Origin of the sequence: Proteus sp. G2673, from assembly GCF_009915125.1 — a bacterium.
Lineage (GTDB): Bacteria > Pseudomonadota > Gammaproteobacteria > Enterobacterales > Enterobacteriaceae > Proteus > Proteus penneri.
In genome coordinates this window covers 47,786-72,217 of sequence record NZ_JAABLT010000023.1, presented here as the reverse complement: position 1 = coordinate 72,217, position 24,432 = coordinate 47,786, and the positions used below count along the sequence as shown (strand labels likewise).

General features: G+C 34.9%; 27 protein-coding genes. 16 read left to right on the top strand and 11 right to left on the bottom strand.

The genetic code is table 11. From position 1 onward, the window contains the following. Positions 1-79: 79 nt before the first annotated feature. Positions 80-442, bottom strand: a complete 363-nt coding sequence (locus GWI59_RS14430) for a hypothetical protein (protein WP_006536483.1) — start codon at positions 440-442, stop codon at positions 80-82. A gap of 717 nt (positions 443-1,159) precedes the next feature. Further along, positions 1,160-1,381, bottom strand: a complete 222-nt coding sequence (locus GWI59_RS14425) for a DUF2594 family protein (protein ID WP_006536484.1) — start codon at positions 1,379-1,381, stop codon at positions 1,160-1,162. A gap of 274 nt (positions 1,382-1,655) precedes the next feature. On the opposite strand from GWI59_RS14425, the gene GWI59_RS14420 reads away from it, so the two are divergent. From GWI59_RS14420 to GWI59_RS14395, 6 genes are all read left to right on the top strand, one after another. Further along, entirely contained in the window at positions 1,656-2,540 is an 885-nt protein-coding gene (locus tag GWI59_RS14420; RefSeq protein WP_161724985.1) for an NAD(P)H-hydrate dehydratase, read from the top strand. 142 nt (positions 2,541-2,682) lie between these two features. Continuing rightward, positions 2,683-3,111 (top strand): universal stress protein, encoded by a 429-nt coding sequence (locus tag GWI59_RS14415; protein ID WP_006536486.1) that lies wholly within the window; start codon positions 2,683-2,685, stop codon positions 3,109-3,111. 118 nt (positions 3,112-3,229) lie between these two features. Then, positions 3,230-3,568: a hypothetical protein gene (locus GWI59_RS14410; RefSeq protein ID WP_072064066.1), complete on the top strand. Its 339-nt coding sequence runs from the start codon at positions 3,230-3,232 to the stop codon at positions 3,566-3,568. Positions 3,569-3,634: 66 nt separating this feature from the next. Continuing rightward, positions 3,635-4,072, top strand: coding sequence for a universal stress protein (locus tag GWI59_RS14405; protein WP_006536488.1), 438 nt, complete (start codon positions 3,635-3,637; stop codon positions 4,070-4,072). A 386-nt stretch (positions 4,073-4,458) separates the two neighbouring features. Further along, positions 4,459-5,262: a threonine/serine ThrE exporter family protein gene (locus GWI59_RS14400; RefSeq protein ID WP_006536489.1), complete on the top strand. Its 804-nt coding sequence runs from the start codon at positions 4,459-4,461 to the stop codon at positions 5,260-5,262. Then, positions 5,253-5,726, top strand: a complete 474-nt coding sequence (locus GWI59_RS14395) for a threonine/serine exporter (RefSeq protein ID WP_161669346.1) — start codon at positions 5,253-5,255, stop codon at positions 5,724-5,726. Before GWI59_RS14400 ends, GWI59_RS14395 begins: the two co-directional genes overlap by 10 nt. 4 nt (positions 5,727-5,730) lie before the next feature. Here the strand turns inward: GWI59_RS14395 and GWI59_RS14390 are convergent, their stop codons facing one another. After that, positions 5,731-5,913, bottom strand: a complete 183-nt coding sequence (locus GWI59_RS14390; protein ID WP_069369016.1) for a hypothetical protein — start codon at positions 5,911-5,913, stop codon at positions 5,731-5,733. A 253-nt stretch (positions 5,914-6,166) separates the two neighbouring features. On the opposite strand from GWI59_RS14390, the gene GWI59_RS14385 reads away from it, so the two are divergent. Further along, on the top strand, positions 6,167-7,144 hold the full coding sequence (locus GWI59_RS14385) for an endonuclease (RefSeq protein WP_161724983.1): 978 nt from the start codon (positions 6,167-6,169) through the stop codon (positions 7,142-7,144). Positions 7,145-7,149: 5 nt separating this feature from the next. On the opposite strand, the gene GWI59_RS14380 is transcribed toward GWI59_RS14385, so the two are convergent. Continuing rightward, positions 7,150-7,593 (bottom strand): methyltransferase family protein, encoded by a 444-nt coding sequence (locus GWI59_RS14380; RefSeq protein ID WP_088495402.1) that lies wholly within the window; start codon positions 7,591-7,593, stop codon positions 7,150-7,152. A 351-nt stretch (positions 7,594-7,944) separates the two neighbouring features. Here GWI59_RS14380 and phoH point away from each other — a divergent pair, with 351 nt between their 5' ends. From phoH to GWI59_RS14350, 6 genes are all read left to right on the top strand, one after another. Next, positions 7,945-8,730, top strand: a complete 786-nt coding sequence (gene phoH / locus GWI59_RS14375) for a phosphate starvation-inducible protein PhoH (protein ID WP_006536497.1) — start codon at positions 7,945-7,947, stop codon at positions 8,728-8,730. A 455-nt stretch (positions 8,731-9,185) separates the two neighbouring features. Next, positions 9,186-9,776 carry a fimbrial protein gene (locus tag GWI59_RS14370; RefSeq protein WP_072064062.1) on the top strand — a complete coding sequence of 197 codons (591 nt, stop codon included), beginning with the start codon at positions 9,186-9,188 and terminating at the stop codon, positions 9,774-9,776. Between the two features lie 46 nt (positions 9,777-9,822). Next, complete coding sequence (locus GWI59_RS14365) at positions 9,823-10,515, top strand: fimbrial biogenesis chaperone (protein ID WP_109400546.1); 693 nt, start codon at positions 9,823-9,825, stop codon at positions 10,513-10,515. Positions 10,516-10,528: 13 nt separating this feature from the next. Beyond that, positions 10,529-13,042 (top strand): fimbria/pilus outer membrane usher protein, encoded by a 2,514-nt coding sequence (locus tag GWI59_RS14360; protein WP_232240037.1) that lies wholly within the window; start codon positions 10,529-10,531, stop codon positions 13,040-13,042. Between the two features lie 11 nt (positions 13,043-13,053). Then, entirely contained in the window at positions 13,054-14,133 is a 1,080-nt protein-coding gene (locus GWI59_RS14355) for a fimbrial protein (RefSeq protein WP_109400545.1), read from the top strand. Positions 14,134-14,145: 12 nt separating this feature from the next. After that, a complete protein-coding gene (locus GWI59_RS14350; RefSeq protein WP_161724981.1) occupies positions 14,146-14,853 on the top strand; it encodes a fimbrial biogenesis chaperone in 708 nt (235 codons plus the stop codon). Between the two features lie 86 nt (positions 14,854-14,939). Here GWI59_RS14350 and GWI59_RS14345 read toward each other — a convergent pair whose 3' ends face one another. The 5 genes from GWI59_RS14345 to GWI59_RS14325 form a co-directional block, all read right to left on the bottom strand. Next, positions 14,940-15,803, bottom strand: a complete 864-nt coding sequence (locus GWI59_RS14345; protein WP_006536505.1) for a siderophore-interacting protein — start codon at positions 15,801-15,803, stop codon at positions 14,940-14,942. A gap of 367 nt (positions 15,804-16,170) precedes the next feature. Next, positions 16,171-16,554 carry a DUF805 domain-containing protein gene (locus tag GWI59_RS14340; RefSeq protein WP_006536506.1) on the bottom strand — a complete coding sequence of 128 codons (384 nt, stop codon included), beginning with the start codon at positions 16,552-16,554 and terminating at the stop codon, positions 16,171-16,173. 664 nt (positions 16,555-17,218) lie between these two features. Then, positions 17,219-17,380: a DUF2474 domain-containing protein gene (locus GWI59_RS14335; RefSeq protein ID WP_006536508.1), complete on the bottom strand. Its 162-nt coding sequence runs from the start codon at positions 17,378-17,380 to the stop codon at positions 17,219-17,221. Next, the gene (gene cydB / locus GWI59_RS14330; protein ID WP_006536509.1) at positions 17,361-18,368 is read right to left on the bottom strand and encodes a cytochrome d ubiquinol oxidase subunit II; all 1,008 of its coding nucleotides are present in this window, start codon (positions 18,366-18,368) and stop codon (positions 17,361-17,363) included. The genes GWI59_RS14335 and cydB overlap by 20 nt, the downstream gene beginning before the upstream one ends. Then, the gene (locus tag GWI59_RS14325) at positions 18,358-19,692 is read right to left on the bottom strand and encodes a cytochrome ubiquinol oxidase subunit I (protein WP_161724979.1); all 1,335 of its coding nucleotides are present in this window, start codon (positions 19,690-19,692) and stop codon (positions 18,358-18,360) included. Before GWI59_RS14325 ends, cydB begins: the two co-directional genes overlap by 11 nt. 136 nt (positions 19,693-19,828) lie before the next feature. Between GWI59_RS14325 and GWI59_RS14320 the strand changes: the two genes are divergently transcribed. Then, positions 19,829-21,244: an aminotransferase-like domain-containing protein gene (locus GWI59_RS14320; protein ID WP_161724977.1), complete on the top strand. Its 1,416-nt coding sequence runs from the start codon at positions 19,829-19,831 to the stop codon at positions 21,242-21,244. A gap of 114 nt (positions 21,245-21,358) precedes the next feature. Further along, positions 21,359-21,928: a HutD/Ves family protein gene (locus GWI59_RS14315; protein WP_006536514.1), complete on the top strand. Its 570-nt coding sequence runs from the start codon at positions 21,359-21,361 to the stop codon at positions 21,926-21,928. A 56-nt stretch (positions 21,929-21,984) separates the two neighbouring features. Here GWI59_RS14315 and GWI59_RS14310 read toward each other — a convergent pair whose 3' ends face one another. Beyond that, a complete protein-coding gene (locus tag GWI59_RS14310) occupies positions 21,985-22,596 on the bottom strand; it encodes a LysE family translocator (protein ID WP_072064053.1) in 612 nt (203 codons plus the stop codon). 161 nt (positions 22,597-22,757) lie between these two features. On the opposite strand from GWI59_RS14310, the gene GWI59_RS14305 reads away from it, so the two are divergent. Continuing rightward, positions 22,758-23,222: an Lrp/AsnC family transcriptional regulator gene (locus GWI59_RS14305; protein WP_023582027.1), complete on the top strand. Its 465-nt coding sequence runs from the start codon at positions 22,758-22,760 to the stop codon at positions 23,220-23,222. 205 nt (positions 23,223-23,427) lie between these two features. On the opposite strand, the gene bla is transcribed toward GWI59_RS14305, so the two are convergent. Continuing rightward, positions 23,428-24,318: a class A beta-lactamase gene (gene bla / locus GWI59_RS14300; RefSeq protein ID WP_109847369.1), complete on the bottom strand. Its 891-nt coding sequence runs from the start codon at positions 24,316-24,318 to the stop codon at positions 23,428-23,430. Between the last annotated feature and the right edge of the window lie 114 nt (positions 24,319-24,432).

Here is a 24,432-nt window from a genome sequence, read left to right as displayed (position 1 = left end):
GATGGAGAAGGCGAAATAAAAAAGAGCAGGATAATTTCTACTCTTTAAATTGATTTCTACCGATTCTTTATTGAGAAGATTATTTTTTTTGCTCTTCTAATGCAGAGATCATTTGAATTTTACAAGCGGCAACAATTTGAGTTAGGCCTTCTTGGAATTCTGCTCGAGAGCCAATTTCAGCTTTTGCGTCACGTAAAGAGTTAACAACTTCGATAGTGCCTTCAGTAAATTGAGCTTCAGTTGCTTCTAATTTTGCGAAATCAAATTTCTTTGCATTTAAAGAGGCTACTGCATCTTTGGCAATTTTCTCTGCTGGTTCTTTTGTATCATAAGCTTTAATTGAGATATCTTTAAAGGTATCGCAGTAATCATCAGCCATTTTGGTTGGGTTAGCAAAAGCAACTGCGGGCAATAATAGCAGAGATAAGAGAAGTGGTTTCATTTTAGCCTCATGTTTATTTTTTGGTACGTACTCATTGAGTGTAACATATAAATAGGAGTGACGATAAATCAGAATAAGTGTAAAAATATGAATAATTAATATTTTTAATCCTATTGATTTTAGCTATTTTGGTTATAATTGTGTTTAGGGACAATAAGCTAGCAATTTTTACTTAATAAAATTTAATTATTTACAATAAATAAATTAACTCAAAATATAATAATATTAGGATTTATCTTTATTTACATCTCACACAGCTATTTTTTATTTATGTTAAAAATAAAAAATCTGCGCTTTAAATACAAAAATCAGAATAAAAAAGAGTTAAGTGAACATCAGCTATCATAAAGGTAACTTTAATGTATTGTATTTCAAAGGTTAATTTATGCTCACATTGGCAATAATAGAAAAGTTTCTAATTCTACTCTTTAATCTAAATAGTATTAAACAAAAAAGAAGCTATGACGGTGACTATTAGATAAAAAAACATCAAAAAGAAAACAAACTCATTATCATTTGAATAGAAAAATTGAAGGAATAAAAGAGAAAAAATCCCCTCTACAAAGATAGAGGGGTAGCTAAATGAATAAAGAATGGTTTATTTCGAGATTGAGTATATAGGAAGTTTTAAACCAACTTTTGTTTATTTGTGCAGCACAAAAAGTTTAGAAAAAGGAATAAAAATATGTGCAAGTACTCTATTTGAAAATAAACGTATTATTGACGATAGGCTGTTTTAATTTGGCTAATCGTATTGCGGAAAGTCTCTGCTTGTTTTTCGTCATCAACTTCAGCAATAGCACGTTCAATATTTAAAATAACACGCCCAGCATCTGCTTGACCTAATGCTTTTAACATATAGGTGACTAGTGTTTTTAAGCAAGCCACTTCTTCTGCTAATGTTTCCACATCTGCTTGTGTTTTAAACTTCTCGTTCATTATTTACGTTCCTTTGTTTTCAATTTATAAATCATATTAAGCGAGATCATTAGAATAGCAAAGTCTCAGCAAGGTATGAATAGTGATAATGAAAGCATTTTATCATATTGAAATGGTTAGCATGATAAAGAGATAAAATAGCCAGTGGCCCCATTTATTTGTTGAAATCACGCTATACTTTGAACGTTATGTTTTGAACGTTAATACAAGCCGAATGTGGTAAAGCAATCATTGCAAGAAATCAGAAGAAATGCAGAAAAACAGGGAGAATAATATGAATGAAGAACAACTATTACAGGCGATCACTCATTATCCCGCACTTTATCAGCGTAAATCAGGAAATACACATAAAGGGACATTTGGCACATTAGGCATTGTAGGTAGTGCGGAAGGAATGAGCGGTGCTATTGTGTTAGCAGGTAAAAGTGCATTAAAAGCAGGATGTGGAAAAGTATTTCTCGGTTTTGCTCAGCCACAACTTCCTCTCCCTTTTATTGATAGTGCACCAGAACTTATGCTTAAAACAGCACAAGAATTAATAAATCGGCAAGATATTTCTGCTTGGGCGATTGGCTGTGGATTGGGATTATCTGCAAATTCTGAAAAGATCTTATCAATAGCTTTAGCACAGCGTAATGAAGATAGACCTTATGTTTTTGATGCGGATGCATTAGTGTTAATGGCTAAATTTAAATCAGCACTCTCACTTAATCAGCACTGTGTTTTAACGCCACATCCTAAAGAAGCGTCTATTTTGCTTAATTGCACACTCAATGATATTCAAAATAATAGAGAAGAAGCGGCAAAAGAAATTGCGAAAACTTATCATTGTTGGGCCATTATTAAAGGTCAAAATACAGTTATTACTTCTCCTACAGGGGAGATAATAATTAATAGAACAGGTAACAGTGGATTATCAACAGCAGGGAGTGGTGATGTGCTAACAGGCGTAATGGGAAGTTTTTTAGCACAAGGGATGACAATGTCTGATGCGGTAAGAAGTGCAGTTTGGATACATGGAATGTCGGCGGATATCTTAGTTAAAAAAGGTATTGGTCCAATAGGATTAACTGCATCAGAATTGATTGATTCGATCCGCAATATTCGCAATCAAATATGGACGTTAACACAGCAACATAATGCAAATTATTTTGAATAATCACTTTTATTTTTTAGCTTAACATATTAATAATTAAAGTAGGTTTATATTAAGATTAGGTTGTTTTTAGTTAATTCACTCACAGTAATCTTTGGGTTATTGCGATAGGATTAAGGTAAATGGAGAGTTGAGAGGAGTTATTATGTATAAAACGATTTTAGTGCCTATTGATATTGTGGAAGAAGAGTTAACCAGTAAAGCGGTACGACATGCTGTGTATTTAGCAAAAGAAACAGGAGCTAACTTACATTTAATTCATGTTCTTCCTATCTCTTCAGCAATCATTAATGCTTATTCATTGGGTTATCCAGAAATTAAAGATAAAGCAACAGTAAAAGCAGAAAATGATATGCAAATATTGGTAGATTCGGTGGATTTGCCTGCTGAAAAGGTCGCTTATACGGTTACTTTTGGCTCGCCTCGTGATGAAATTTTAGTCACAGCAAAAGATATTCAAGCAGACTTAATTGTGATTGGCTCACGTAGACCTAATATTAGCACTCATTTATTAGGCTCTACAGCTGCGGGAGTTGTTCGCTATGCTGAAATTTCAGTTTTAGTTGTTCGTTAATATATTACTAATATGCTATGAGCATCCCTCATAGCATATTTTTTAGTTTTTTTGCGTAGCTTATCTTATTTATTTCATCAGCAGTTTATTGAATAAACAGTCTAGAAAGTGGATAAGAATGGAAAAATTTACCGAAGAACTTTTAAGGCTCGATCATTTTATTCTACGCATCTTACGCTATTATGTAATAGGCTCTATTTTCTTTTTTTTAGGATTATTACCAGGCGTATTAGGATTTTATTTAATTGAAGGGCATACCTTTATGGAATCTTCATTAAATGCAATCTCTATGTTAAGTGGTCAACCCGTAGAGCCAGCACCTGCAACCCCAACAGGACGCTTTTTTATTGCAATCTATGGTTTATTTCTTCAGTGTGTTTTTATTTTATCAATTGGGCTTGTAGTGACACCTTTTATTCATCGACAATTGCATAAATGGCATCTTGAAGAAGATTAAATAAGCAAGCTGAGGGGTTAACGCTACAATAATAAACAGACAATAATCTGATAATGAGGAGTTGCTATGTACAAGACAATTCTAGTACCTGTTGATATTTCAGAAGATGAGTTAACGACTAAAGCCTTACAACATGCTGTTTATATTGCCAAATTAGAAGGTGCGAAACTGCATCTTTTCCATGCTATTCCTGATATTTCACGTTTCTCTATTAGTTATAGTTACCATTATGACATGCTCAGTTCTTTTGCAAATAAAGCACTTGAGCGAGTACAAGAACAACTGCAAGAATTAGCTAATAGTATTGATTTACCAAATGAACAAGTTGAATTTTCAGCTGTATTTGGTTCTGTAAGAGATAAGGTTTTAGAACTCGCTGAAAAAATTCATGCTGATTTGATTGTAATAGGCTCTCGTCGGCCAAGTATTTCAACACACCTATTGGGATCGAATGCATCAGGTATTGTCGCTTATGCTAAACAATCCGTGTTAGTCGTTCGCTAACATTTTTATAAAATTAGAAATTAGTACGCAACCCCTAAATCCCTATTTAGGGGTTTTTATTTTTGCATACAAGCATGGTTAATTTTAGATTGATTTGTGAATGTAATTGCTTAAATTAGTTTATAAAGCACTTTGTATGAGTGTTTTTTATTAAACCAATAATAGCTATTTGACTGAGTAAGTTAAAAATAAGAGAAGGTATTTTATCATTACACCGTACTTCTTATGTCAATATTTATAACCATCCATCTATAAAATTGATCTGCTTACTGCCTAAAATATTTTATTTGTTCATAATAGTAGTGAAAGATGATAGAGCGAGGAGCGGGCTATGCGATAAAGTTTATAGTAGTAATAGCTCGTTTTGATTAAAACTAAGGCATAGTATGGATAATGAGATAATGGCGGAGTGCACTGCCATTTCACAAGATAAACAGCGTGAAATTACTAAGTTATGTATTCAAACTGCGCTGTTGCTATTGCAACATGGTGCAGAAAGTATGCTGGTTGAACAGCTTTCAACTCGTCTAGGTTTAGCTTTAGGTGTACATCAAGTCGAAAGTGCAATTTCTGCTAATGCGGTTGTATTAACCACTATTGTTAACGGGCATTGCCAAACATCAACACGAAAGATAGTCGACCGTGGCATTAATATGCATGTTGTGACAGAAGTTCAGCATATTGTTATTTTGGTCGAACATCACCTAGCAGATATTTATGAAGCAAGAAAACGATTTGAGCATATAAAACCATTACGTTATCCACGTTGGGCGATTATTTTTATGGTTGCCTTATCGTGTGGTTGTTTCTCTAAACTAAATGGTGGTAATTGGGATGGCTTTTTAGTTTCTGCTATTGGCGGTGGCCTTGGTATGTTTGTCCGCCAAGTATTAACACATCGTCAAATGAATCCATTAATTAATTTCTGTATTACGGCATTTGTAGCGACTTCAGTCTCAGGTCTATTATTAAAACTCTCTTATTTTCAAACTACGGCGACTATTTCAATGGCTGCCAGCGTCTTATTATTAGTTCCCGGATTTCCTTTAATTAATGCTGTTGCTGATATGTTTAAAGGGCACGTTAATACTGGCTTAGCGCGTTGGGCAATGGCAACAATGTTAACATTGGCAACCTGTTTAGGGGTTATTTTAGCTATGGCAGTATGGGGGTTAAGAGATTGGGCATAATAACGATAATCCTTACCTTGATTGAAGATATGATTTTAGCTGCTATTCCTGCTGTGGGTTTTGCGATGGTATTTAATGTGCCTATAAGAGCATTAAAATATTGTGCACTATTAGGAGCAATAGGCCATGGCTCTCGTACTGTATTAGTAATGAGTGGTATGAATATTGAATGGGCAAGTTTTTGTGCTGCTATTTTAGTGGGGTGCATTGGTATTCAGTGGTCACGCTGGTGGCTTGCACATCCAAAAGTCTTTACTGTTGCTGCTGTTATTCCGATGTTTCCCGGAATAAATGCATATATAGCGATGATCTCAGTGGTGAAGTTAACGCAAATTGGTTATAGCGCAGAAATTTTTGAAGCTTTAGTTACTAATTTCCTTAAAGCTTCATTTATTGTCGGTGCGCTTTCTATCGGGCTATCTTTGCCGGGATTATGGTTATATCGCAAGCGTCCGAGTGTATAATGACTTATATTGCGTGTTGCAGAGAGTTTAATGTAATATCCAATTCATTTTTATCGGAAATAATAATTTGAATTCGTAATTTATTTTCAGATTCTAAACTGGCATGTGCTTTAACATCTTCGTTATTCGCATGCTTTTTTGTTATTTCGACTAATTCATCCATCAAATTCAGCATATTCTCATTCATTTTTAAGTTTCTCCAAATCATTGATGGATTAAACCATAGCAAATCCCCTTTACGTTAATGTCGAGAATAACGGCTTTTTCTATCACCATTCACGCTTATTGTTTTATTTTTTATATAAAAAATAGCAAGAAAGATTGCCAAAAATAAATAAAAAAAAGGTAAGATTAGGCGAAATAAAAATAAGATTATCAGTTGGTTATTAAAGATAATTCTTATTGGGTTTAATAAAACAAAGAGTAAGGCAGATACCACTTTGAGAAAAATATTACACTATACCGCGATTGTGTTGGGTTTGTTTTTTATTACGCTAAATATTCAAGCACAGGCACCTGAAAATTTTACAAAAGCGAAAGAGATAGCAAAAGAACGTATTTATTATGATCAAAATCAAAAGTCACAAGGTACTATTTATTGTGGTTGTGATTGGAAATGGGTAGGTAAATCTGGAGGGCGTGTTGATTTAGCCAGTTGTGGCTATAAAGTCAGAACCCAGCAAACAAGAGCGGAACGTATAGAGTGGGAGCACATTGTACCTGCATGGGTTTTTGGTCATCAACGTCAATGTTGGCAAAATGGAGGCCGAACTAATTGTGTGAAAAACGATCCTATATTTGGCAGAATTGAAGCAGATTTACACAATTTGGCGCCATCTATAGGTGAAGTTAATGGTGATCGTAGCAATTTTAGTTTTGGGCAATTACCTGTACAAGCGCCTTACCATTATGGTCAATGCCGTAGTCGCGTTGATTTTGCTTCACGAACCTTTGAACCTCGTAATGAAGTTAAAGGCCAAGTAGCAAGGGTTTATTTCTACTTACATGATCGCTATAACCTTTCTATGTCACGTCAGCAACAACAGTTATTAATGGCTTGGGATAAAGCTTATCCACCAACAGCATGGGAAAAAGAGCGTGATAATCGTATTGCTCGTATTGTTGGATATCACAATCCCTTTGTGACAGGTGAAATGAAATGGCAATTAGGGCATAAAAATAGTGGTATCGGATTAGTTGCAACAAATAGTACGCAGACCACTAAAATTGAAACATCTAAACAAGTAAATGCATCACAATCTGAAGGTATTAAAGGTAATATAAATAGCAAGATCTACCATTTTGCACATTGCTCCGGTTATAAAACAATGTCAGATAAAAATGCGGTTTTGTTTAAAACGGAGAGTGAAGCAATTAAGGCTGGTTACCGTTTAGCTAATAACTGTAAACAACCCTAATCGTATTACATCCAACGACGAACGTGGCGACAATATTGTTGCCACGCTTGCGGAAATAACTCACTTAAGATTTTCTCTTCACGTACTATCGTATAGCGATCAGTAATAAAGTAAAACGCAATTGCTGCACCCAAAAATCCCCAATTACCAAAAATAAAAAACAACCCAATACTAATGTCTAAAAAGCCGAGATACATAGGATTGCGACTTATTTTATAAGGACCACTTGTGACTAATTGTCGAGGTGTGTGATTGGGATTAGGAGACGTTTTTTGTTTAATAAAAAATGAAAGGCAATAAAAAAGCCAGATCCCAGAAGTCGTAATGGTGAGTAAACCGAGGTAAAAAAAGAAGCCCATTTTGAGAGAACCAGAGTGAAGTTCAAAACCAATAAATGGAATTAGGTTAAGTAGTAACCAATAAATAAAAGGTAATCGCAAGAAATTCATTTACTCCCCCCAAAAATAACACTTATTGTTATTTTTATGTTAAGTCCATCTCGTTATAAATCATCTTAGTATTGAAAATATTTTTCTTTTGTCATTATACTGTCATAAAGCTTCGTTAATTTTCACTCTAACTCCATGATGGGGAATATGAATGACAGAAGCAATGGAAATATCTCGTTACTCACAGAAAACCGGCAACAACCGTTCATTGATGTTTAATGTTCAGGATTGTGACCGGTTTTTTTGTTTTCTGCGACTAGACAGAGTCTGAAGGGGACTCATCGGTAAGTGAATGGAATACAAACAGAGATGTCGATGACTTTTTGAAGACTAACAAGGGTAAATACCACTATGAGTAGACAAAAAGCAGCAACACGTTTACGCCGAGAAAATAAACGCACTTCACGTAAAGAACAACGTAATGGGGCATACCGAGATAATGTTATGGTTTTACCGGGATTTGGGGATATTGATACTATTGGCATGGCGAGAGAAAAACGTGATGAACGAGTGTTATCTCCTCGCAATGAAGTGCAACGCCAATATATGAATGCAATAAAGCATCAGAATCTTATTTTTGCTACAGGGGAAGCCGGCTGTGGTAAAACGTTCCTCAGTGCTGCAATGGCTGCCGATGCTTTAATTCATAAAGAAATAGAACGTATCATTGTTACTCGACCTGTGTTGCAGGCTGATGAAGATCTCGGTTTCTTGCCTGGTGATATTGCTGAAAAGTTTGCACCCTATTTTCGTCCTGTCTACGACGTATTAGTGAAACGTTTAGGTGCTTCATTCTTACAATATTGTTTACGTCCTGAAATTGGAAAAGTTGAAATTGCACCTTTTGCTTATATGCGAGGCCGTACTTTTGAAAATGCATTTGTTATTTTAGATGAAGCACAGAATGTTACTGTTAATCAAATGAAGCTATTCTTAACTAGAATGGGTGAAAATGTCACTGTTGTAGTCAATGGAGATATTACACAGTGTGATTTACCTTCTGGTGTATCGTCTGGATTAGCGGATGCTCTTATTCGATTTGAGGCTAATAGTCGAGTAGGTGTGATTAAATTTATGCAAGAAGATTGTGTACGTTCTACATTATGCCAGCATGTATTAGCTGCTTATAATAATTAAATAGAACAGAAGAATTTTATATTGAGTGAAAAAGGCCACATTAATATGTGGTCTTTTTTATTGATTTTTTAGATTTTATTTTTATCTATTTTTTTATTAATCAAGGAATAATTAATTCAAATAAATAATTCCAATGATGTTTTTTAGTATTTTTTTAGATTTGTTATTAATAAATTAACTGTTATTGTTTTTATATTTATTGTTTTTTGTGTTTATTATCTATGAATTTTGTAATGAAATTAAATTTTAATGTTCTATATGTTGGTAAAGAGTGGTTGCTAATTATATTTGACTTAAATCACAATTTTTAAAAAATAAAAAATTTTATTTGTTGAGTTTTTAAAGTATGGCTAATATCAAATTGACTAGGGTATCCTTTCACACCTTTAGTTAATGATGGCAATAATAGAATCTTATTTTTGCTAATTAAATATTTATCTATTCTGGAGTTATATATGTTTAAAAATAAACTCCCACTGTCATTATTATCAGTGGCTATATTGTCGTCGTCGGCATTTGCTGCAACAAATAGCGCAGGAGGAATAATTTCTTTCTCTGGTGCTATTAGTGATACCACTTGTACTATTAATGGAGGAAATAGTGCGGACTTTTCTATTCTATTAGATCCTATTACCGTAACGGATGCAGGAACAACAGCAAATACTGTTATTGCCAAAAATCAAAAAGAGTTTGCTTTGACATTCTCTGATTGTGCTCCAGCATCTACACCAAGTGGCAGTAATTTAAAGATACATTTCTCATCTGCAAATACTATTTCAACAAGTGGATTATATTTAGTCAATGATACTGCGAATGAAAATGATCCATTAGTTGCAAAGAATGTTGGTTTTAGTTTATCAACACCTGCTGCGCCAACAGTTGCTATACCTCTAAATGCAACTTTTGATACAGGTATTAAAGGCGATAAAACAGCGCCAGATTCAGATACTCTACGCTTAATTGCCAGTTACTATAAAACAAATGCAACAGCAGCTAAAACAGGACCCGTACACTCTAACGTTATTTATACAGTATCTTATTTATAATATAAAAAGCCAGACTCAATGGGTCTGGCTTTTTTGGGTGCTTATAATGAAAAAATTAATATTACTTTTAATTATCTTGATATTACCTTCAGCCGTATTAGCAAACATTATTATTAATGGTACCCGCGTTCTTTACTATGAAGGTGTTGATAGTGTTAATATCGAATTGACAAATAATGGTAATTTAGCTTCTTTGGTACAAAGTTGGATTGATGATGGAGATATAAACTCAACGCCTGAAGATGCGAACTCTCCTTTTTATTTATATCCACCTATTGTAAAAATTGCAGGAATGCAAGGGCAAACATTAAGAATAAAAAATTCCGATAAGATACCATCGGAAAATCTTGAAAAAGTATATTATTTAAATGTATTAGATATTCCAGAAAATGTGGAAGCATTAAAAGGAAAGAGTTATCTTCAATTAGCAATGAAAACAAGAATTAAAGTTTTTTATCGCCCCAAAGGACTTACTGATAACCCAGAGACTGTTAATGAAAAAATTACTTACCAATTAAATGGCAATAAAGTTCTAGTAAAAAATAATTCACAGTATCATTTCACAATAGCATCTATTTCTACACAAGAGACACCTCGTATTACGCTTGTTGATTCTGAAATGATCCCTCCGTTATCTTCTCGTGAGTTGCCATTAATTAATACATTAAAAAGTAATTCCGTTGTTGTTATTTATGTTGATGATTTTGGTGTTTATAAATCACAAAATATTAAACTCTAATCGAGATAACATCGTGAATAATCCAAGATATCTCTCAATCCTTATTTTTTTAGGAATACAACATTACACTCAAAATCTGTACGCAGAGGGATTTGACACATCTTTGCTTGTTGGGAATTCAAAGAATGGAGATATTTCACGATTTTATATCGACGATAAAATCCCTGAAGGAAAACAACTTGTTGATGTTTATGTTAATCAAGAATGGAAAGGGCAATTTGAAATAAATGTAACGGGTGAACATGCAGAGGTTAGTTTTGAGCCAGTAGATGTAAATAAACTGGGCTTAAATTTATCTTTATCCGCAAAACAAAAACTTGTGCAACAAAAAACAATATTATCAAATGAATTGGCAAAAGGTGTGACATCGGTATTAGATATAAATAAATTAAGGCTTGATATTAATGCTCCCCAAATTTCGGTGAAAAAATCAGAAGTTGGGTATGTTGATCCGAGTTATTGGCAACAAGGTATTTCTGCACTGATTTTGTCTTATAATTTGAATTACTATAACTATAAAGAAAAAAAAGGAAGTAAAAGCAATAACGAAAATTTTTTTGCCAATATTCATTCAGGTATTAATTTAGGTGCGTGGCAGTTTAGAGATGAATCTAACTACTCTTATTATTCTCATGGTAACAGCCAATGGAAAAACAATACACGCTATGTTTATAAGGCGTTTAGTCAGATAACTTCGGGATTAACAATTGGTGATTTTTATACACCAGCAACACTTTTTACCAGCATTGCATTTAGAGGAGCATCGTTGGCAACAGAAATGGGAATGCTACCTAACTCAAGTCAAGGTTTTGCTCCTATTATTCGAGGTGTTGCACAAACAAACGCATTAGTTAGTGTTTATCAAAATGAAAATTTAGTTTTTCAAGAAAATGTACCTCCTGGGGAGTTTTCTTTTCGAGATATTCAACCCACAGCTGGTGGTGGTGATCTATTAGTGGTTGTTCAAGAAGCTGATGGTAGAAGAGAGTCATTTACGGTGCCATTTTCAGCCGTGCCCGACATGCTAAAAGAAGGTGTATATCGCTATAACGTGATACTGGGGGAATCACGGATTAATAATACTGATTACCGACCTAAATTTGCACAAGGTGAGTTTCATTATGGCTTAAGTAACCTTGTTACACTTTATGCTGGAGGCATTGCCAGTGAAGATTATTACTCTGCATTGATAGGTAGTGGCTGGAATTTTAGATTTGGGGCAATTTCAGCAGATATAACACATGCAAGTGCAGATTTACAGACGGGTAAAAAAACCGGACAAAGCTTTCGTCTCGCTTATAGTAAATATATGGATGCAACATTAACCAATTTAACATTGGCTGCTTATCGTTATTCTACTCGTGATTATTATAGCTTTGTAGATTCAATTTATGCCCATGACAACTATAAAGCTTGGAAAGATTATCAAAATGATATTGCTCAACAACAAAATAATAATAATGCAATATCTGATCTTGATTTATCAACGTTTGATGCACTACGAGGTTCTAGAGCAAAAAATACGTTTACTATAAATCTTAATCAATATTTGGGTGGACAACGTGGTGTTATTTTTCTTTCAGGGACACATCGAAACTATTGGAATACAGATGAGAGTAATCGCGAGTATCAGTTAGGCTATTCAAATAATTATAAGGATATTGCGTATAATCTTTCTGTCTCAAAGTTAAGAAATTACGATAATAAAGACGAGACTCGTTATTATTTTAATATTAGTGTGCCGATTTCATTTTTTGATAAAAGAGCCAATATTAATAATTCAATTTATGCGGCTGATTCTCGTTACCAGCAATCTACAATTAGTATGAGTGGAACAGCAGGTAAAGATGACCTAGTTAATTATACTTTAACAGGTTCAAATCAAACGGGTGGAAATAATTTAGTCGGTGCAAATGTCAGTTATCGTCATCCATATAGCACATTATCTGCATCTTATACGGAAGCAAATAATTATCGCCAGGGGGGATTAGGTGCTCGAGGAACAGTTGTTGCCGTACCTAATCATATTGTTTTTTCAGGTAATACAGGGAATACCTATACTCTTATCGAAGCACCTATGGCCAATAATATGATGGTTAATGGAAATAAAGCCACATTAACCAATAATCAAGGAATAGTATTAGTGCCTAATAGTATCCCTTATCGTACAAATAATTATACTTTGACAAATACCGAAATGCCTTCAAATGCCGAGCTTGTTGGAAATACAACTCAGGTGGCTCCGTATTTAGGCGCAGTTAATTACCTCACATTAACAACGGATAAACGTAAGACATTTATTATTAAAGCATCTTTAGAAAATAATGAAAGTTTACCTTTCGGTACGGAAGTTTTAAATAGTAAAAAAGAGAGTATTGGTTATGTCGGACAATCAAGTGTGCTTTATTTAAAAAGTGATGAGTTACCTTCTTCACTCTTTATAAAATTAAATAAAGCTGAAAAGATGGAATGTGTTGTGGAGCATTTAATAAATACGATGGATAAAAATAGTAATATTTGTCGATAAAGGAAAGCGCTATGAAATCACCAGCTTTTATATTTATAATTTTATTAGGTGCGATAAGCCAACAGGCAATTGCTAATTGTAAACCTGAGGAAACTATTACGGCACCCAATATTAACTTTGATTTATCTGCAGATTTAAATGCAGCTTCAACAACTGTAACAAAAACGAGTAGAACAACATTTCCGGGTACCTTTAAATGTAATGCAAGAGGAGTATTATTTCCTAATACTGTGGGTATTGCCTCACCTTTTAATGATGGTCGAACGGGAACAATTGGTTTTAATGGTGGGAAGCAGTTTGTCTCTATTACATTAACGGCATTAGAAAAAGATAATGTAACGAATATTTCAGCGGGAACACACCCTGCATCAGATTTAGATACTAATTTCACCTTAAAATTTACGTTATTGAGTAGTAAACCCTCGACCAATTATAAAGAGGTGAGTGGAAATACAGCGGTTGTTAATCCTGTTATTTTAGCGTCAGATGCATCGAGTGTTGGGTTAGTTCAGTGGTTACTTAATATTGTTATTAAACTTGTGCAATTCTTATTAACCTGGCAATGGCCAGTTGATCAAAATGATATTTTCTTACAACCAATGCTAATTACTTATAATCCTGTCATGACAACCTGTAATTTTTCTAATGCGGGTTTAGTTGTTTCATTGCCATTAATCAGTGTAAAAGATGCAAAAACGGTAGATAAAGCAGGATACACGCCTTTTACATTAAATTTTACGTGCCAAGACTTTTTAAGTGGTTCAAAAGCGTCTAGAAATATTAAGATGTTTTTATCGAGCCAAAATTTATTGGCGACAGACAAAACTATATTAACTAATACAACAGCGCAAGGTGCGGGGGGGATCGGATTCCGTGTAGTAAAAAGTGATAATATCAATAGCCCCGTTATTTTTTCTGACAATATTAATTCTCAAGGCAGTGCGACCAGTATTTTCAGTGTTAATCAAGGTGGCAACTTATCCTCTGCATTTTCGATAAATATGGGGGCTTATTATTATCCTTATAGTGTTAATTCAGTTACTCAAGGGAAAATAACAAGCACTGCGACATTAGTGATGTCTTATGACTAAAGAGTGTATCTAATGAAAAAAATAATAAATGTTAGTTTTATTTTATTATTTACGCTTATAACATCCATAGCAAAGGCAAGTGTGGTACTTGAGCGTACACGTTTAATTTTCCCCATGGACAAATCAACACTATCATTGCAAATTTTTAATCGCAGTGAACAGCCAACATTAGTTCAATCTTGGATAGATGATGGTGATATTGCATCAACGCCTGAGACGACAACAGCGCCTTTCATTGTAATTCCTCCTATAATGAAAGTCTCTGCTAATGGGGGAGCACAATTAAAAATACAACAATTAGAAAATAAATTGCCTCAAGATAGAGAATCTATTTTTTATCTTAATGTGCTTGATATTCCACCTAGACCTAACAGCAGCGAAAATGCCAATACGTTACAATTAGCATTACAAACTCGCATCAAGCTTTTCTATCGTCCTAAACAACTTGAATTAACCAGTAGCACTATTTTTAAACAGATTGGAATTATAAAGAAACAGCAGAATTTAGAGATTAATAATCCTTCAGCATATTTTTTTACGATTTCAAAAATGTATACACAAGAGAATATAGAGCAATCTTTAATTGAGCCCACCATGATAGCGCCTTTCTCAAAACAGGAAGTCGAATATAAAGGACGAATTAATACTAACCAAGTTATTACAGTCATCTATATAGATGATGATGGAAATTATCAGCAAGATAAGAAGAATATACATTAGTTATATTTTATAATAAAAAAGACTGCATATTACTGAAGAAGTTAATATGCAGTCCGTACAGCCAACGCTTAGTCTTTAATTATCGCTTAGCTTACGTCTTCGTTATCCATAACATGGTGACGTTCAGCGTGATAGCCTTCTTCGTCATAACCAAAACGCCAATAAGGAATAGCATAAATTAAGCTGCGATCGAAACCGTTATCACGGCGAATATGACGTCTTAATGCACGAATAATTTTGTCTTCACCAGCAATCCAAAATGCCACATCTTCAGTTGGTAATTTCCACGACGTAAATTCATTAATCAAGTTTTGAGTTTGTTCTTCAACAGAACCGATTAACCAGATTATCTCTAAGCCTTTAGGACGTTTAATTTCTTGGCGATGCGCTTCGTCCTCTACTCGTATAATGACTTTCCCTTGAACATTAGGTTGCATGGTTTCTATCAAAGCCATTAAAGCAGGTAATGAACTTGGATCAGCTGCCATATAGTAATGCGACGCTGGTGCTAATAAAGGAGCAGGTCCACCCGGATTAGTGATCCCAATATAGTCTCCTTGCTTAGCATTTAGTGCAAAATGAATAGCAGGGCCAGCATCGTCATGTATTGCAAATTCAATATCTAACTCTTTTTGTTCGGGGCGAATAGCACGAACACTGTAAGTACGTACAATCGATTTTGGTTCGCCTTCAGGCCATGTAGGGCCTTTCTCAGAAAAGCCTGGTACTGTTGGTTTAACTTGGCCTTCTAAAGGTAAGAATATTTTTAAATGTGCCCCCGCAGTATCTGCTGGGTAAGTATCTAAATCATCACTCGTAAAGGTGATGCAGCGCATTCCCGGTGTAACATCAGTAATATGTTTTACTTGAACTAGGCGAGGAGGAGCGGGTTTATAAATGTTTTTTTCTTGAGATATTTTTTGGTTACTCACTTTTTTTACCTGACTCATTTAATTTTTTATTGATGTAGATATTATCATTTTCAATTAATAATGATAGTCATTATCAATATTAATATTGATTTAGTAAAGGAATGCGTATTTTTTATTTATATAGTGTGATTAGGTTCAAATTAAAAATAAGAAGATAATAATCAATGTGATAAGTATGATTTGATAACGTTGAGGCATTAGCTAAAGAAGTCAAAGGTAAATAAAAATACGAAGCGCAATGTGGGATAAGATGAGTTGGTGTTATTTTCTTTAAAGAAAAGATGTTTTCAGATGGTCGTAATAAAGGCGGGAGAATAAATGAATACAGTGAGTAAACTTATTAGTAGGCACACTCACTGTATTGTTATATTAATTTAGTAATAGATTAAGCTTTAGGATCTGGGCCGAATCGGTTGTCACCTTTAGTACCTTCAAGGCACATAAAGACAAAAACAATTAATCCACCAACAGCAGGAATAAATGCAAGTAAGAACATCCAACCTGATTTATCTTGGTCGTGGAAACGACGAATAGTCACGGCAAGGCTAGGGATGATAATAGCTAAAGAGTAAATACCTAAAATGATACCAACAATTGAACCTAACCCACTCATTTCACCCGTATTCATGTCTATTGATGAAATCACAATAGCATATAGGATGGTAATAATAATGGTATTTACTAGAGTAAACATCCAATATTCTTTTCTACGAGCACGTCCTGAAAAGTTAGCATAATTATTTTTAATGACTTCCAAATACCAATTCATGATTTCATCCTTAATTTAGTAGCAACAATGAGTAAGCCTAGTGTAAGTGATCTTTCTTAGCAATTAAGATAAATCTAAATTATCAAAATATGTATTTTGAACAGAGATCATCTATTATCCATCCTTTTTAATAGGGAGTGGATTTAATTCTTGAATTAGTCATAAGGCATATCTAAATGACACATTTTTTGTGCCTTTATAGAATAATACAGATATGAACCTGCTAGGCGGCGATATCATAATTACTTTGAAAACTTAATTCAACATTCATTCCAGCTTATTTTTAGAAAAGATAGTTTTTACAGGATTTTCTACATCTTTATTTATCGAAAACAAATACATAAAAAAGATTTTATCTCTTATTATTAATCAAAAATGATGTAATTAAAGTGATTTTATCAAATAATTTGATTTAAATTTAGTTAATTATGGATAAATGAAAATATTTACTTTTGTGCCTTATTTTTATAACAAAAAACTTTATATAAAATAAGTTACTAAAAGAATATTTAATAAGAATAGGTTAAGTTTTAATGACATGAAAGAGCAATCCACTATCTTAAATAAAGATAAAAGGGCCAAAGATAACTTCAGCCCTTTCTTTAATTTTATTTTATAGTTTATCGTATTCGGTGTTAATTATATTGCTGTATATACTTTACCTTTATTTGACTTTCATTCCGGCTAACGTCATTAAAAAGCGAAAGAGGGAAGAAACAGTGAATAAGGCTAAAACACTACAAAACCAAATAGTAATTAACCATCCCCATTTTTTTAATAATGAGGGTTTACTTTGTATTTGTGGATCAGTGATAACCTTCTTCATAATTTGTTTTTCCTCTGAAAACGTAATAACTCCAGAATGTGTAAACGAGAATAATAGGGATGATAAACAGCGCGCCAACTAACATAAATCCTTGGCTTTCTGGTGGAGCCGATGCATCTACAAAACTAATTGCAGGTGGAATAATGTTAGGCCAAATGCTTATCCCTAACCCAGCAAAACCCAAGAAAATTAAAGCGAGCGCGCCAAAAAAAGGAAGGTAATGCCCTTGTCTTTTCACTGAGCGCAAAATTAACCAAGTACTGTACAACACTAAAAGAGGAACAGGTAAAAAGAAGAAAAGGTTAGGCAATGTGAACCAACGTTCAGCAATTGCAGGTTGCGCTAATGGTGTCCATACACTGACGACCACAATAACGGCAAGCATAATGAGAGCAAGAGGTTTAGCAACCTTATATAGATTTTGTTGTAAATGATCTTCGGTTTTCATAATCAACCAGCCACATCCTAATAAGGAGTAGGCGACAACTAAACCAAAACCACAGAAAAGTGCAAAAGGCGACAGCCAATCAAAATAGCTACCTGCAAAGGCGCGATTAACAACCGGTAGACCTTGAACAACGCTACCAACGACAACACCTTGCATAAAAGTGGCTAAGATAGAGCCAAAGATAAATGATTTATCCCAAAAACCTTTGTGATTATTATCGGCTTTAAAACGAAATTCAAAGGCAACACCACGGAAAATTAGTGCGACAAGCATTAATGTTAAAGGCATTGCCAAAGCATCAAGAATAACCGCATAAGCTAATGGGAAGGCGCCAAATAATGCTGCTCCTCCTAGAACTAACCATGTTTCGTTACCATCCCATACAGGGGCAACAGTATTCATCATTACGTCACGATCTTGGTCACTTTTAATCAATGGATAAAGCATACCGATACCAAGATCGAAACCATCCATCACGATATACATTAGCGTACTAAATACAATAATGATGAACCAAATAACTGGTAAATCAATTCCCATGATGAACCTCCGGTGTACCTTTGCGGATCAGTTTTAACATATAGGCATATCCAACACCGAATACAGAGCTATAAACGACTAAGAAGATCAGCAGGCTTATACTCATATGCATTTCACCATGTGCAGATACAGCATCTCGTGTTCGCTGTATGCCATAAACAACCCAAGGTTGACGACCTACTTCCGTTGTAAACCAACCAGCAAGAATAGCGATAAGTCCCGAAGGCGCCATTAAAAACGTTAAGCGTAAGAAGGTCTTAGATTCATAAAGTTTCTTTTTATATCGCAGCCAAGTTCCCCAAACACCGACGAAAATCATTAATATGCCAAGGCCAACCATAATGCGGAAAGACCAGAAAACGATAAGTGAGTTAGGTCGATCTTCTTTAGGAAACTCTTTTAATGCTGGAACTTGTTTCTCTAAGCTATGAGTTAAGATCATGCTACCAAGATAAGGAATTTCTATTTTATATTTCGTTTCTTCGGCATCCATATCAGGTACACCAAAGAGAATTAACGGTGTCGCTTCTCCCGGTTCATTCTTCCAATGACCTTCAATAGCGGCAATTTTAGCGGGCTGATGTTTTAAGGTGTTTAAACCATGAACATCACCAATGAGTGCTTGAATTGGTGCTAAAATTAAAATCATCCATAAAGACATTGAAAGCATCTTTTTCATGGCTGATGTTTTATGGCCTTTGAGTAGATGCCATGAGGCAGATGCCGCAATAAAGAAGGAAGAGGCAAGGAAAGCGGCAACCCCCATATGAGCAAGACGATAAGGGAACGATGGATTGAAAATAACGGCGATCCAATCTACTGGAACGACTTGGTTATTTATAATTTCAAACCCTTGCGGTGTTTGCATCCAGCTATTTGAAGCCAAGATCCAAAACGTAGACATTAATGTGCCTAATGCCACCATACAAGTGGCGAAAAAGTGAAGTTTTTCACCTACTTTATTCCAACCAAACAGCATCACGCCTAAGAAACCTGCTTCTAAGAAGAAAGCGGTAAGTACTTCATAAGTAAGTAGAGGGCCTGTAATTGAGCCCGCAAAATCAGAGAAAAAACTCCAGTTGGTTCCAAATTGATAGGCCATGACCAAACCAGAGACAACGCCCATCGCAAAGTTAACAGCGAATATTTTTGACCAAAAATGAAATAGCGCTAAATAATCCTTATTGCGCGTTTTTAACCATAAACCTTCCAGTACGGCTAAAAAACTAGCCAGTCCGATAGTAATTGCGGGGAAGATAATATGAAAAGAAACTGTGAACGCAAACTGGATACGCGCCAAATCAAAGGCACTTAACCCAAGCATAAAAACCTCGTTTTATTGATATAAAAATGTAAATCGCAGGTAAATCGTGTGGATTAGTAGACCATATGACAGTAAGCTATAATAGTGACAATAAATTTAAAAATAACTATAACAGTTTTGAGGTAAACAGTTTTATATGACTCGATATGAACAGCTTGCAGCGCAAATACGTCAACAAATTGAAGATAATATCTGGCAATCTGGCGACCGTTTACCTTCATTACGGGATACGGTGAAACAATCTGGTTTAAGTTTAATGACGGTTTTACAATCGTATCAGTTATTAGAAAGTCAAGGATGGATAGCAGCGCGACCACAATCAGGTTATTACGTTGCACATCGTAATAACCGTTTCGGTCAAGTGACAGCCAGCAAAGGGTTACACATGAGTGAAAATGTTGAAATAAGCACCTCTATTTTCAATGTACTTCAAGCGTGTAAAGATCCTGACATTATTCCTTTTGGTTCCGCTTTCCCCGATCCCAGTTTATTTATTCAGCCTAAATTAAGTAGGGCGTTAGCTTCTGCTGCAAGACATTTAGCGCCGCAAAGTTCAGTGATCAATCTACCTCCGGGAAATGAAAAGTTACGCCGTAACATTGCACAACGTTATGCATTACAAGGAATTCATGTCTCTCCAGATGAAATTGTGATTACTGCCGGCGCAATGGAATCACTAAGTTTTAGTTTGCAAGCCGTTACTGAACCGGGTGATTGGGTTGTGATTGAATCACCTGCATTTTATGGTGCATTACAAGCAATAGAGCGTTTGCGATTAAAAGCGATTGCCATTAGAACAGATCCAGTAACAGGAATTTGTTTAGATGAACTCGAAAAAGTGGTTGAGCAATACGATATTAAAGCTTGTTGGTTGATGAGTCATTGTCAAAATCCATTAGGTGGAACAATGCCTGATGAAAATAAAATAAGGCTGGTGGGCATATTAGCGAAGAAACAGATAACGCTAATCGAAGATGATGTTTATGGTGAACTCTATAACAGCCAGAAAGCACCTATGCCAGTAAAAGGGTTTGATAAAACAAATAGCGTTTTACATTGTGCTTCTTTTTCTAAATGTCTTGCGCCAGGATTTCGTGTAGGTTGGGTTGCCGCTGGAAAACACGCAACAAAAATACAGCAGTTGCAAATGATGAGTACAGTATCTGCGAGTATGCCAACACAACAAGCTATTGCCGATTATTTGTCACAAGGTGGTTATGATACGCATCTTCGTCGATTAAGATTAGTATTAGAACAAAGACGTTATCGTATGTTACAGGCGATACAAACGTATTTACCAGAAGATGTAAAAGTAAATATTCCATCAGGAGGATATTTTCTTTGGTTAGAGTTTGAATCAACATTTGATGCGAATAAACTCTATCACTTTGCACTAGAAAGAGGTGTCAGTATTGCGCCTGGTTCAATGTTTTCCACTAGCTCCCAATTTGATCATGCATTTCGTTTAAATTCTTCTTTTCAATGGAATAGTCGTACTGAAAAAGGAATTGAAATAATAGGTGCAGGGTGCAAGAACTTACGACGTAAATAGCTGACGTCAGTGCACACTTTTAAAAGTTAACTATTGATTTATTGGCGGTAATCTCCAATGATTAATCCTTAACCTCATTATCAGACTGATAGCCAGATATTGCAGGAGGATATAATGAAGCTACGTTGTTTTGATCAACAAGAGTTACCGTTTATATCATGGAATAATCAAAAAGGCACAACGCAAGAAATTGTGTGCTGGCCAGTTAATAATGATTTTTCATGGCGAGCGTGTTTAACCTCTATCGAAGAAAATAGCTCATTAGGTCAATTTCCTGATATTGAACGGCAAATAGTGTTATTAGAAGGTAATGGTATCAATTTAATTAGTCCAGATTTTCTTAGTCATTCCGTTACAGACGCTTATCAGTCTTTTAATTTTTCAGGTGATACCTATGTTAAATCTGAACTTATTAAAGGCAGCGTAAAGTGCCTAAATATTATGGTGCGAAGAACATGCTGGAAAGCAGAGACGACTTTAGTAACACAACCGCTTATTTTGCCTAGCTCTCATGCGGGGTTAATTTATGTCACTCAAGGTGAATGGACTTTACTAGGCGCGACTTGCCAAAGTTTATCAAAAGGACAGGGGGCTTGGTGGCTACCTGATATTCGAGAAGGTGAAATAAGACCGTTAACCGCAAATTGCCAATTATTATGGTCAGATATTCGACCACTTAAATAGAGGCATTCTTGTGGTCAAATACTGACTAGAATAATAAATAGTGCTTAGGATTAAGGTTAATTTAAAGCCAAATTAATTGCCGCAAAAGTGAGTAATCCACCTGCAATACCATCGTTATAGCGACGACGTTTTTCACTTAAACCGCCTTTTAAGCCAATATAAGCAAAAAAGGTGCCGAGTAGACCATAAATAATTAAACAAGTCGTGATAAATATCCCAGATAACAGCAATGATTGTGTTGCTATATCATTATGATGATCAATAAAGTTTGGTAAAATAGCGAGATAAACTAATAGCCCTTTAGGATTAAGAAAACTAGTTAAAAAACCTTTACGAAATAAGTGTGAGGTTTTTGAGGCATCGAGAGCTAATTGGCCTTTTTTGCAGGCGGATATCAACATTTTGACTGCAAGATAACTGATATAAAACACACCAACCCATTTAAGTAAATGAAATAAAATGGGGGATGCTGATACTAAGGCGGCAAGCCCTAATGCACTCAATAATGCATGAGTTAAATAGCCTGATATAACGCCAGTGTTGGCAATCCATGCTGATTTCATACCTCCGGATAGTCCTTGGGATGAGATAAAAAGAATATCGGGCCCAGGTGTACATATCAGCGGTAGAACAGTCAGTGCAAATAATAATAAAGTGTTAAATTCCATCTTTTCACCTGACAGAGATAGTTTAAGAGAAAGATCGTTTTTGCTGTGAAATTTAGCGGAAAGATTATATGATGTTTTCGAAAAAATCGGGTTGCTTTGTTGCTAACAAAAAGAATTAATTGGCAATAAAATTCCACAAATAGAATTAAGGTTAATCTTTGATGTCAATAAAATTAGATAAAATAGATAAACATATTTTGCAGGTGCTTCAGCGTGATGGCAAAATCCAGAACATTGAGCTAGCAAAAGAGGTTGGACTCTCACCTTCTCCTTGTCTTCGTCGTGTGCGTTTACTTGAAGAATCGGGTGTGATCACTCGTTATGTTGCTGTATTAGATGGTAGTAAGGTTGATGCGGGATTATCTTTATTTGCAAGAATTTGGTTTAGAGCACAAGATGCTGAAACTATTGAAGAATTTGTAAAGGCGATCAAAGTATTACCTGAAGTGGTTGAGTGCCATTTAATGGCGGGTGAATGCGATGCTCTTATTCGAATAGTGACGAAAGATTTAGCAACATATCGTCGCTTTCATGCCGATTATTTAACGCAAATTCCAAGCATCCAAAGTATAAAAACAGAAGTACCAATGGAAACGGTAAAAGTGAGTTTTGCTTTACCACTTTAATTTTCTAATCATCTAGATTTAGTTGATTTTTAATCATCACATAATATGTGAGTAGAGAAAGCCTCTAGTTCAAAATTGAACTGAGGCTTTTTTATAACTACTTTTTGTAACTATAAGTTAAATAATCCCGCTTTAATAATGGAGCTAATAAATAGCTTTATTATATTTAATTTCTTGTTTAGATTATCAATAAAGAAATTTATTTTTATTGAGATGAATTGGCAAACTCTTTTGTGACAATTTCAGTAGCTTTAGCAATAATATCTTTACGGTATTTTGCATCTTTTTCTTGTTGTGTAAAATAAACGACTAAAATTAATGGTGCATGGTTTTCTGGCCAAATAACGGCAATATCGTTAGTTGTACCATAATCACCACTACCGGTTTTATCGCCAACAATCCAGTGTTTTGGTAAACCCGCTTTAATACTGTGATCACCTGTTGTATTACCTTTTAACCAAGTAACAAGTTGTTGGCGTTGAGATTGACCTAATGCGTCACCTAATGTTAATGCTTGAAGGCTTTTAGCCATCGCAATTGGAGAGGTGGTATCACGAGGATCACCATGAATGGCTGTATTTAATTCAGGCTCTTTGCGATCTAGGCGATAAGTTACATCATTAATTGAACGTGCAAATTGAGTAACGCTGGAAGGTCCTCCTAAATAATCTAGAATTTTATTCATTGCCGTATTATCACTATATTGCAAGGTGGCTGCACTTAATTGAGCTAAAGACATTCCTGTTACTAAATGCTTTTCTGTAATAGGACTGTAAGCAACCAAGTCAGATTTTTTAATCGCAATGTTCTTATCTAATAATCCCGCTTGTTTTTCACTCTCTTTTAAAACAGCCGCAACAGCCATAACTTTACTTGTACTTGCCATCGCAAAACGTTCTTCACCACGGTATGTTATTTGTGAGTTATCTTCCGTGTTGATTAAAGCCACTCCTAAACGACCTTGATTGTATTTTTCAAGCTCACTTAATTGCGCTTCAATTGTATTATTGGTGTTAGCCCATAGAGTGGCGGATGCCAATAGAGATATTAATGAAACTGCGATCGCAGCAGTTTGGCGAAATGTTTTTTTAAACATAGTTATTGTTGCTCATATTAATTTAATGAAGAAAATATCAATATAAATAGACAGTTATTGCGTAGATATAGAGCCGTTTATTTATACGGTGCAATATCCTATTTAATTGATTTA